Annotated in this window: 9 protein-coding genes; 4 read left to right on the forward strand and 5 right to left on the reverse strand. The window is 70.4% G+C overall.

The window, feature by feature from the left end:
• Window positions 1-43 precede the first annotated feature (43 nt).
• The 4 genes from AC27VN_RS21195 to AC27VN_RS21210 all read right to left on the reverse strand — a co-directional run bounded on the left by AC27VN_RS21195 (window position 44) and on the right by AC27VN_RS21210 (window position 3,991).
• Window positions 44-1,255, reverse strand: coding sequence for a CaiB/BaiF CoA transferase family protein (locus AC27VN_RS21195; RefSeq protein WP_490877782.1), 1,212 nt, complete (start codon window positions 1,253-1,255; stop codon window positions 44-46).
• On the reverse strand, window positions 1,248-2,144 hold the full coding sequence (locus tag AC27VN_RS21200) for a CoA transferase subunit A (protein ID WP_490877783.1): 897 nt from the start codon (window positions 2,142-2,144) through the stop codon (window positions 1,248-1,250). Before AC27VN_RS21200 ends, AC27VN_RS21195 begins: the two co-directional genes overlap by 8 nt.
• 11 nt (window positions 2,145-2,155) lie before the next feature.
• Window positions 2,156-2,977 carry a CoA-transferase subunit beta gene (locus AC27VN_RS21205; protein ID WP_490877784.1) on the reverse strand — a complete coding sequence of 274 codons (822 nt, stop codon included), beginning with the start codon at window positions 2,975-2,977 and terminating at the stop codon, window positions 2,156-2,158.
• 138 nt (window positions 2,978-3,115) lie between these two features.
• A complete protein-coding gene (locus tag AC27VN_RS21210) occupies window positions 3,116-3,991 on the reverse strand; it encodes a FadR/GntR family transcriptional regulator (protein WP_490877785.1) in 876 nt (291 codons plus the stop codon).
• 167 nt (window positions 3,992-4,158) lie between these two features.
• Here AC27VN_RS21210 and AC27VN_RS21215 point away from each other — a divergent pair, with 167 nt between their 5' ends.
• The gene (locus tag AC27VN_RS21215) at window positions 4,159-6,408 is read left to right on the forward strand and encodes an acyl-CoA dehydrogenase family protein (RefSeq protein WP_490877786.1); all 2,250 of its coding nucleotides are present in this window, start codon (window positions 4,159-4,161) and stop codon (window positions 6,406-6,408) included.
• A 22-nt stretch (window positions 6,409-6,430) separates the two neighbouring features.
• Here AC27VN_RS21215 and AC27VN_RS21220 read toward each other — a convergent pair whose 3' ends face one another.
• Window positions 6,431-7,159: a FadR/GntR family transcriptional regulator gene (locus tag AC27VN_RS21220; RefSeq protein ID WP_093349380.1), complete on the reverse strand. Its 729-nt coding sequence runs from the start codon at window positions 7,157-7,159 to the stop codon at window positions 6,431-6,433.
• Window positions 7,160-7,319: 160 nt separating this feature from the next.
• Here AC27VN_RS21220 and AC27VN_RS21225 point away from each other — a divergent pair, with 160 nt between their 5' ends.
• The 3 genes from AC27VN_RS21225 to AC27VN_RS21235 form a co-directional block, all read left to right on the forward strand.
• Window positions 7,320-8,303 (forward strand): Bug family tripartite tricarboxylate transporter substrate binding protein, encoded by a 984-nt coding sequence (locus AC27VN_RS21225; RefSeq protein WP_490877787.1) that lies wholly within the window; start codon window positions 7,320-7,322, stop codon window positions 8,301-8,303.
• A 45-nt stretch (window positions 8,304-8,348) separates the two neighbouring features.
• Window positions 8,349-9,524: a PDDEXK nuclease domain-containing protein gene (locus AC27VN_RS21230; protein WP_490877788.1), complete on the forward strand. Its 1,176-nt coding sequence runs from the start codon at window positions 8,349-8,351 to the stop codon at window positions 9,522-9,524.
• A gap of 158 nt (window positions 9,525-9,682) precedes the next feature.
• Window positions 9,683-10,221: MFS transporter (locus AC27VN_RS21235; protein WP_490877789.1), on the forward strand; the 539-nt coding region annotated here is incomplete at its 3' end.

Here is a 10,221-nt window from a genome sequence, read left to right on the forward strand (position 1 = left end):
CGCATCCAGCTGTTCATCATGTCTGTCTCCTTCGTTGTGTGTCTCAGCCGCGCACGTGCAGCGCGCGACTCTCGCGCAGCGCCGCAATGCGCTCCTCGCCCAGCCCGAGCAGGCTGCCCAGCAGCGCGGGGCCGTCGGCACCGAGCTCGGACACGCTGCCGCGCGCATGCGCCGCGGTGCGGGCGAAGCGGAAGGCGGGGTTGGGCACCTGGAACGCGCCGGCGCCGTCGTCGATGGTCTGGAAGGCCTGGCGCTCCACCAGCGGCGGCAGCTTCATCGCCTCGCGTACGGTGAAATAGCGCGAGCACGGCACGCCCGCGGCATTCATCTCGGCCTCGCATTGCGCGGCGCTGCGATCGGCGGCCCAGTCGTCGAGCAGCTGCATCAGCGCGCCCCAGTGGTGCTCGCGCTCCTGGCTGGTCGCGAAGCGCGCATCGGTGATCCATTCGGGATGACCGGTGCCGCGCGCCAGCGCCTCGAAGTTGTTCTGGCTCACGGGCGCGATCAGCAGGAAGCCGTCCTTCGCCTTGGTCGGGCGATAGAGCGGGCGGCGCCGCTCGGCCGGGAACTGCGCCTCCTGGCACTCGTAGACGAGCAGGCCCAGCATCGCGTCCATCAACGCCAGGTCGATGTGGTCGCCCTCTCCGGTGCGCGCGGCGCGGAACAGCGCGCTCTGGATCGCGCCGAAGGCCAGCGAGCCGCCGAGCACGTCGGCCACGAAGATGCCGTTCTTCAGCGGCCGCTCGACGTCGCCCTCCTGGTAGTCGAGGTTGGCCATGTCGTAGCCGCTGGCCGCGTGCAGCACGGGCGCGTAGGCGCTGCGTCCCGACCAGGAACCCTCCTGGCCGAAGCCCGAGATCGAGCAGTACACCAGCCGCGGGTTCAGCGCCGCGAGCGTCGCGTAGTCGAGGCCCAGGCGCTGCATCACGCCGGGGCGGTAGTTCTCCACCAGCACGTCGCACTGGCCGACGAGCTCGCGCACCAACGCGACCGCCTCGGGCTTCTTGAGGTCGAGCGCAAGGCTCTTCTTGCCGGCGTTGAGCTGCGCGAAGTAGGTGCTGCGGCCCTGGCGCCGCGGCGGCCGCAGCCGGATGTGGTCGCCCTCGGGCGGCTCCACCTTGATGACCTCGGCGCCGAGGTCGGCCATCAGCCGCGTGCAGTAGGGGCCCGACATCATGGCGGTGAAGTCGAGCACGCGCACGCCGTCGAGCACGCCGGGCTTCGCGGCGGCAGGGGTGGTGGTCGGCTCAGCCAAGATTGCTCTCCGTCACGGCGAGGCCGGCCAGCCGCGCGCCGCCGAGCGCGTCGAGGTAGTCGGCATGCGCCGCGGCGCCGCGCGCATAGCGCGCGAGGTAGGCCTCGAAGGCCGCGTCGTCGACGCTCGCCTTCACGTACTCGCGCAGGTGGCGCTCGTCGGCGCGGTACAGCGTGGGCGAGGCGCTCGGATGGGCGCCATAGGGCGCTTCCACCACCGCGTCGACCGTCACGCTGGGCAGCTTGGTCAGGTGGTTCGAGCGGCGGATGGTGTCGGACGACACGATGCGGTCCACCGAGACGATCACGTGGCGCGAGGCCTGCGCGAGCATCGCGTCGAAGAACGGCGTCGCGAGGTACTGCACGTTGCCATGCTCGTCGGCCTGCTGCGCGTGGAGCAGGCACACGTCGGGCTTGATCGCGGCGGCGGCGAGCATCTTGCGTTCGCCGGGCTTCGAGGGCAGCGGCCAGTAGTGCTCGGGCGTGTGGCGCGGCAGGTCGGTGCCCAGGTCGGGGATCGCGGTCCAGGGCATGTCGCAGATGCCGGCGCGCAAGCCTCCGGCGATGCCGGGCCCGTCGAGCTCGTAGACCTTCAGCGTGCCGGCCTCGGCGCGGCGGCGGAAGTGCGGCGCGAGGCCGAACTGCTCGAAGCTGATGAACACGCAGGCGGTGCTGCGCGCGCAGCCGGCGCCGATCAGCATGTCGGGCGCGATCGAGCCGGGCGCGGGCACCAGGTCGAGGTCGCGCGCGCCCTTGCGGATCAGCGCGCGCACCAGCGCCATCGGCTGGGCATTGAAGATCCAGCCGCCCAGGCCGACGCGCTGGCCGTCCTGGATGACCGACACGGCCTCGTCGAGGGTGGTCAGCTTGCTTTTGTTGTTGGGGCTCATGGCTCGTCTCTTCAGGGGAACTTGCGGCGCAGGGTGCCGCGCGTGTCGACGCGGGTGCGCAGCAGGCGCAGCTCCTCGGGCTCGGGCATGCGCGTGACGGGCGGCGTGCCCTCCACCACCAGCTCGAAGCCGGTGGCCTTGCGGATCTGCTCGAGCGTCACGCCCGGATGGATCGAGCGCACGCGCATGGCCTTGCTCACGGGCTCGAAGTCGAACACGCCCAGCGACGACACCACCAGGCGAGGCCCGCCCGGCGGCAGGCCGGCCTCCTCGCGCGAATTGCCGCCTTCCATGTGGCCGGGTCCGCAGAGGAAGTCGACGCGCGGCACGAAGGCGCCCGGATCGTGGCGCGTGAGCGCGACGTAGAAGCGCCTGGCGAGCCCGCACAGCGCGCTGATGCCCACCGTGCCGGGGCCGCGCACCTTGGGCCGGGCCTGGTCGCCGACCACCACCGTGTTGATGTTGCCGAAGCGGTCGACCTGCAGCGCCGAGAGGATCGCGAAGTCGAAGAAATGGATCTTCCAGTCGATGAAATCGATCATGTTCGGCAGGTCCATCCAGGCCTCGGACGACTCGATGTTCTCCGAGTCGGCCGTGGACAGCAGGTGGTCGCGCACCGGGTTCACCATGCCGCCGGGCCCCGAGATCCACCACAGCCGCGGCGCCTGCATCTCGCGCGCGAGGTTGCAGGCGGCGAGCTGGATGTCGGAGTTGGTGCCGATGATGACCTTCTCGCCATCGGCGAAGTCGCGTGCCAGCAGCACGGCGAGCAGTTCGCCGGTCGACGGCTTGTCGTCGACCGGTGTTCTTTGCTTGATATTTGGTTCAACCATTCATTGATCCTAGGAATCAACCATGGCACTGTCAAGCGGGATTCACCTGCCGGGCGCGCAAGAACGAAGGACCGCGCGCCTTGCGGCGGGCGGTCCCTGGCGGATCGGATGAAGGGCGGCGGCGCGCGCCGCGCGGGTTCAGCGCGTCGTCTTCGCGGCGCGGGTGGCTGACTTGGCGGCCGCCTTCACGGCCGGCTTTTCAGCCGGGGCCTTGCCCGCCGCCTTGCGCGGCGCCGGCGCGGCGGCCGGAGCTTCCTGCGCGGCGTCCTCCCCCACCTTCGACAGGTAACTGCGCTGCAGCCGCTTGAGGCTGGACTCCATCTCCGCCGCGGCCGCGTCGGCGTCCTTGGCCGCCAGGTGCTTGAGGAAGCGGCGGCGCGAAGGCAGCACGTAGGCGTTCTCCTCGTGGCCGATCTGGCCGATGAACTCGGCCAGCACGTTGAGCACGCCGTTCATCACGATCACCATGATCGGATTGCCGGTCATGCGCGCGAGGATGCGGTGGAACTCGAGGTTGGTCGCCGCGCGCGCGGGGAAGTCGTCGCGCCGCAGCGCTTCCTCGGCCGCGTCGATGTTGGCCGCCAGCGCCTCGAGATCGGCGGGCGTGGCGCGCGCGCAGGCCTCGCGCACCAGGATCGACTCGAGCCAGATGCGCGCCTCGGTGAGCTGCGCCGGCTGGATCGCGCCCATGTGATACATGTCCATCAGGCCGGTGGCGATGGCGTCGCCGCTGCGCCCGCTGATGAAGGCGCCGCCGCTGGCGCCCTTCTGCAGCCGGATCAGGCCCGCATGCTCGAGCGAGCGCAGCGCCTCGCGCAGGGTGTTGCGCGACACGCCGAACTGCTCGGACAGCGCGCGCTCCGACGGCAGCCGCGTGCCGACCTTGAGCCGGCCCTGCGACAGCTCGCCGCGGATCTGCTGGGCGATCTCCTCGAAGGCACGCGCGGAACGGATGGGCTGGAACTTGGCGCTCCGTGCGTCGGCCGCGGGCGGCGACGGTTCTTTGGCGTCCATGGGGAATCCTCCGTTGGAAAAACTAAAAGTTGGACCTTTGAGCCAAATGATAAGGGGCGGCGTTGCGCAGGCCGCTGCAGGCCGAGCCCTCGCGACCATTGCGGTTGCCGGATCTCATTAATGGTTCTACCATTTAATTTTTCTGAGATCCAAGGAGAGATACGCCCATGCCCCCGACCACCCTTCCCGGCGACGAAGAGCGCGCCCTGCTGCGCGACTCGGTGCGCGGCTTCCTCGAGCGCCACTGGCCGCCCGCCACCGCCGTGCCATGGGCACGCGAACCCGCGCGCGTGCAGGCGCTGTGGCAGCAGCTCGCGGCCCAGGGCCTTGCCGCCTTGGGATCGGATCCCTCGGAGGGCGGCCTGCGCGAGATCGCGCTGGTCATGGAGGAACTGGGCCGCGCGGGCTGCACGCTGCCGCTGCACCACGGCACGCTGCTGAACCTCGCGGCGCCGCGCACGCCGCAGGGCGAGGAGCCTGCCCTGCTCGCACTGCAACGCGCCGGCGAGGTGCGCGTGGTGCTGTGCTTCGGGGCCTTCGACGGCGACCGCGGCACGGGCCAGGCACGCATCGACGACGACGGCAGGCTCCACGGCGAACTCGCCTTCGTCGAGCATGCCGACAGCGCCACCCACCTCGCGGTGGTGGTGGACGGCCCCGCGCTCGCGCTGGTCGACCTGCGCGCGGTGGGCGTGCGCATCGAGGCCACGCCAGCGATGGGAACGCAGGGGCTGTTCCGCGTCGCGCTGGACGGGATCGCGGCCACCGTCCTGCCCTTGTCCGAGGAGCAACTCGGCGCGCTGCACGCGATGGCCCGCCTCGCGCTGTGCGCGCGCGCCACCGGCGCCGCCGAACGCGCCTTCGAGCTCGCCGTGGCCTATGCGGGCGAGCGCCGGCAGTTCGGCCGTCCTATCGGCAGCTTCCAGGCGATCCAGCACAAGCTCGCCGACAGCCACATCGCGCTGCTGGGCGCTCGGCTCACGCAGGCCGGCGCCGCGCGGCAGCACGACCTCGGCGCCGACAACTGGCGAGTGTTCGCCGAGGCGGCCTGCGCGCTGGCCGCGGCGACGCTGCGCCGGGTGTCGCTGGAAACGCAGCACACCTTCGGCGCCATCGGCTACAGCGAGGAGCACGAGGCGCCGCGCCATTTCAAGCAGGTGCACCTCGACGTGCTGCGCCACGGCGGTGGGCGCCGCGCGCGCGAGGCGCTGGCCGATCACTTCCTCGGCGAGACGCCGCGCAAGCTGCCCGAATACGACCTGGGCCCGGCCGGCAACGCCTTTCGCGAGGAGGTGCGCGCCTGGCTGCAGACGCACTGGTCGGGCGAGCGCAAGGCCGCGCACGAGGCGCTGGACTTCAAGGCGCGCGAGTACGACCGCGAGTTCGCGCGCGCGCTCGGGCGCACGGGCTGGATCGGCCTCTCTTGGCCGCAGCGCTTCGGCGGCCAGGCGCGCGGCGCCTTCGAGCAACTGGCCTTCGTCGAGGAGATGGAACGCGCCGAGGCGCCGCGCGTGGGCGCGCCGGTGCAGGCCGCGATGCTGCAGGTGCACGGCAGCGCGGCGCAGCAGGCGCGCTACCTGCCCGAGATCCTGCGCGGCGAGGCGATCTACGGCATGGGCTACAGCGAGCCCGACGCGGGCTCCGACCTCGCGTCGATGCGCACCCGCGCGGTACGCGACGGAGACCACTACGTGATCGACGGCCAGAAGATCTGGACCACCACCTACTGGGGCGACTACATGCTGCTGGCCACGCGCACCGACCCCGAGGCGAGCCCGCCGCATGCCGGCCTGAGCCTGTTCATCGTGCCGATGGACACGCCCGGCATCACCATCCGCACCTCGACCACGATGTACGGCGGCAGCTTCGCCAATGTCTTCTACGACGGCGTGCGCGTGCCGGCCGAGGCGATGGTGGGCGAGCTCCACGGCGGCTGGAAGGTGCTGGTCGGGGCACTGGCCACCGAGCGCGGCTTCATCGGCGGCGGCATCGTGATGAAGGTGGCGCATGCCTTCGAGCAGCTGTGCGAGCACCTGCGCGGCGCGACGGGTGCCGACGGCCGTCCGATGCGCCTCGATCCGCTGGTGCGCGAGCGCATCGCCGATCTCGCGGGGCAGATCGAGGCCGGGCGCCGCATGATGATGCACTGCGCCGAGCGCGTCGACGCGGGCGAGACGCCGCTGCACGACGCGGCCGCGAGCAAGGTCTATTCGGGCGAGCTGATGGAGCGCTTCGGCGAGGTGGCACTCGACCTGCTCGGCATGGAAGGCACGCTCGGCGAGGGCAGCCCCGGCGCGGTGCTGCGCGGGCGCATCGAGCAGAACCTGCGCCATGCGCTGATGTGGGTGATCAGCATCGGCACCAACGAGATCCAGCGCAGCCTGATCGCGCAGCGCGGGCTCGGCCTGCCGCGCTGAACGCGCCCGGGGCCGGCGCGGCTCAGCGCGCCGGCTTCTTGCGCTCCATCTCGAGCAGCAGCACGTTCAGCGCGTTGAGGTGCTTGGCCAGCGCGGCGCCGGCCTTGTCCGCATCGCGGTCGCGCATCAGGCGCAGCACCTTGCGGCGCACCTGCACCACGTTGCTGTGCGGCGTCTGCAGCTGCGCGATGAGGCCGCGCAGGATTTCCGACAGGGCGTCGATCAGCATCACGATCACCTCGTTGTGGGTGGCGCGGCCGATCAGGCGATAGAACTCCGTGATCTGCCCGCTGTCGCGCACCGGCCGGCCCTGCTTCACCAGCTCAGCGAAGCGCTCGATGTCGGCCTCGATGGCGGCGAAGTCCTCTTCGGTCGCACGCTCGCAGGCCAGGCGGATCGCCAACCCGCACAGCAGGATGCGGGCCTCGGTCAGGTCCGACACCGGCACCTGCTTGAGCGCCACCATGTCGCGCACCGCCTGCGTGATGCCCTCGGGATGCGACTGCTTGATGTAGAAGCCGCCGTTGATGCCGGTCACGGCCTCCACCATGCCGGCCATCTCGAGGCTGCGCAGCGCCTCGCGCACGCCGCTGCGGCTCACGCCGAACTGCTCGGACAGCTCGCGCTCGCTGGGCAGGCGGTCGCCGGCGCTCAGCACGCCCTCCACCACCTGCTGGCGGATCTGGTCGCAAATCGCCTCGAAGGCGCGGCGCATGCGCACGGGCGCGAAGACTGGTGCGGATTCCGACATGGCTCCTCTCCTCCTCTGGATCACGAACGTCGACGGCTGGATGCCGAGCCGATAGTGTGCCTGTGCCTGCCCTGGCACAGGCTCCAATTGACCATCATCCCTGGTTTCGCTATGGTTCAACCAATTACATCACAAACCGTCCGACCAGGAGACAAGCCTCATGACCCACTCCCGCCGCCACGCGCTGGCCACCGGCCTCGGCCTGCTGGGCGCCACGGCGCTGCCCGCCTTTCCCCTGGCCGCGCGCGCCGCGCCGGGCTATCCCGACAACGTCATCAAGTTCATCATTCCCACGCCGGCCGGCGGCGGGCACGACACGATGATGCGGGTCATCGGCCAGAAGCTCACCGAGTCCTGGGGCCAGCCCTGCATCGTCGAGTCGAGGGCCGGCGCGAGCGGCGCGATCGCGGCCTCCGCGGTGGCGCGCGCCACGCCCGACGGCTACACGCTCGGCGTCAGCTACAGCGCGCTGATCAGCAACCTCGTGCTGCAGCCCGCTCAGCAGCCCTACAAGCTCGCCGACCTCGCGCCCATCAGCATGCTCGCGCTCACGCCCATCGCCATCGGCGTGCGCGAGTCGCTCAACGTCAGGACGCTCGACCAGCTGGTGGCACTCGCCAAGTCCAGGCCCGGCAAGGTCTCGTACGGTTCCTACGGCCCCGGCTCGGGCGGCAACTTCGTGGGAGAGCTGCTGAACATGGCCGCGGGCATCGACACCGTGCACGTGCCCTACAAGGGCGAGGCGCCGGCGCTGCAGGACCTGATCGGCGGCCAGATCGATACCGCGGTGGTGTCGCTGGGCGGGGTATCGCGCTACCCGGGCAAGATCCGCGCGCTGGCGGTCGCGAGCCCGACGCGCTTTCCGCTCTATCCCGACGTGCCCACCTTCGCCGAGGCCGGCTTCCCCGACGTGAACATGCCGGGCTTCGGCGCGCTGTTCGCGCCAGCTTCCACGCCCAAGGCCATCATCGACAAGCTCGATGCCGAGATGGCGCGCATCGTGAAGCTGCCCGACGTGGCGCCCAAGCTGCTCGAGCTGGGCTTCGAGCCCGCCGGCTGGGGCCCGCAGAAGCTCTCGAGCTTCCTGGCCGAGCAGCTCGCGCTGACGCAGAAGCTGGTCGCGACCGGGCGCATCAAGGTCTGAGCGGGCGCCGCATGCGGCGCAGCGGGCCTGGCCTATAGTGCACGCATGACCTTGCCCAGCGGCGAAGCTGCCGACTACGCATCCTTTATCGAGGCGCTCAAGGAGCGTGTCGCGGCGGCCCGCCAGTCCGCGGCCCGCGCGGTCAATCACGGCCTGATCGCCTTGTACTGGGACATCGGCGAAGCCATCCTCCACAAGCAGCAGGCGCAAGCCTGGGGCGAGGCCGTGGTGGAACGCATCGCCCGGGACTTGCGCGCGGCCTTCCCCGGCACCCAAGGCTTCTCGGCGCGCAATGTCTGGGACATGCGGCGCATGGTCGAGGCCTACAGCGAGCCCGGATTTCTGCGACAGCTTGTCGCAGAAAGTTCCAAGGACAAGGCCTCGGGCCGAAGCATCGAACGCTCCGCCGACAAGCGGAAACCCGGGGTCTTCGGCGGCAACGAATCTCTGCGACAACTCGTCGCAGAAATCCCCTGGGGTCACCATCTCCAGATCCTGGGCAAGACCGACGACCCGGCGCAACGCCTCTACTACCTGCGCGCCAGCGCGGCGCTGGGCTGGAGCCGCAACATTCTGCTCAACCAGATCAAGGCCGGCGCCTGGGAACGCTCGCGCGCGGAGGGTAAGAGCCACAATTTCCCGCGGGTGCTGCCGCCCGCCATGGCGCAGCAGGCCGAGGAGGTGCTTAAAAGCAGCTACAGCCTGGAGTTCCTGGGCATCCGCCAGGCGGTGAAGGAACGCGAGCTGGAAACCCGGCTCCTCGACAGGCTGCGCGACTTCATCCTCGAACTGGGCTACGGCTTCTGCTTCATCGGCCGCCAGCACCGCCTCGTGCTGGGACGCAAGGAATACTTCATCGACCTGCTCTTCTACCACCGCTTCCTCAAAGCCCTGGTCGCCGTGGAACTGAAGGTCGGCTCCTTCGAACCCGAGTACGCGGGCAAGATGGACTTCTATCTCAACCTGCTCAACGACAGGGAGCGCGCGCCCGGCGACGCTCCGTCGATCGGCATCATCCTGTGCGCCGAGAAGGACAACCTGGAGGTCGAGTTCGCCTTGCGCAGCAAGACCAATCCTATCGGCGTGGCGGAGTACCAGTTGCAGGCCGCCCTGCCGGCGGAATTGCGCGGCAAGCTGCCTTCGGTGCGCCAGCTCCAGCAGGTGGTGCGCGGTGCGCTGCCGCCTCCGGTCGCGACACAGAAGCGACGCGGCAAAGACTGAGCGCCCCGCCAGTTCGCTACGAGGTCACTCCTCGACCCAGCGCGCGGCGTCGCCGACGGCCGCGCGCGAGGTGCGGAAACCGTTGGCCGGGCGCGCCGCGAGCGGGCCGGCGCACGCATCTATATGATTTGCCTCGCCCGCCGCCGATCGCCCCGCGCTTGAATCCCAGCAATCCCACCGCCCCGAACGCAGCCTCGCTCTGGAGTCCGCTCGCCCAGCCCGCCTTCCGCGGGCTCTGGGGCGCCGGCAGCCTGTTCTTCGTCGGCAATGCGATGCAGAACATGGCGGCTTCGTGGCTGATGATCGAGCTCACGGCCTCGTCCTTCCTCTCGGCGCTGGTCCAGACCGCCTCCTTCCTGCCGATGTTCCTGCTGTCGCTGCCCGCCGGCGTGCTGGCCGACACCATCGACCGCCGGCGGCTGATGCTGCGCATCCAGGGCGTCTACGGGCTCGCCGCGCTGACGCTCACGCTGCTCGCGCTGGCCGGCTGGATCGGCCCGGGCGGGCTGCTGTTCTTCACCTTCCTGCTGGGCGTGTGCACGGCGCTGCAGTCGCCCTCGTGGAATTCCGCCGTCAGCGACACGGTGGCGCGCACCGAACTGCCGCTGGCCATCACGCTGGTGTCGATGACCTTCAACGGCGCGCGTGCCGTCGGACCCGGGCTCGCGGGCGTGCTGTTCGCGCTGACCGGGGGCGC

The organism is Variovorax sp. 20P10.2.4, assembly GCF_058244205.1.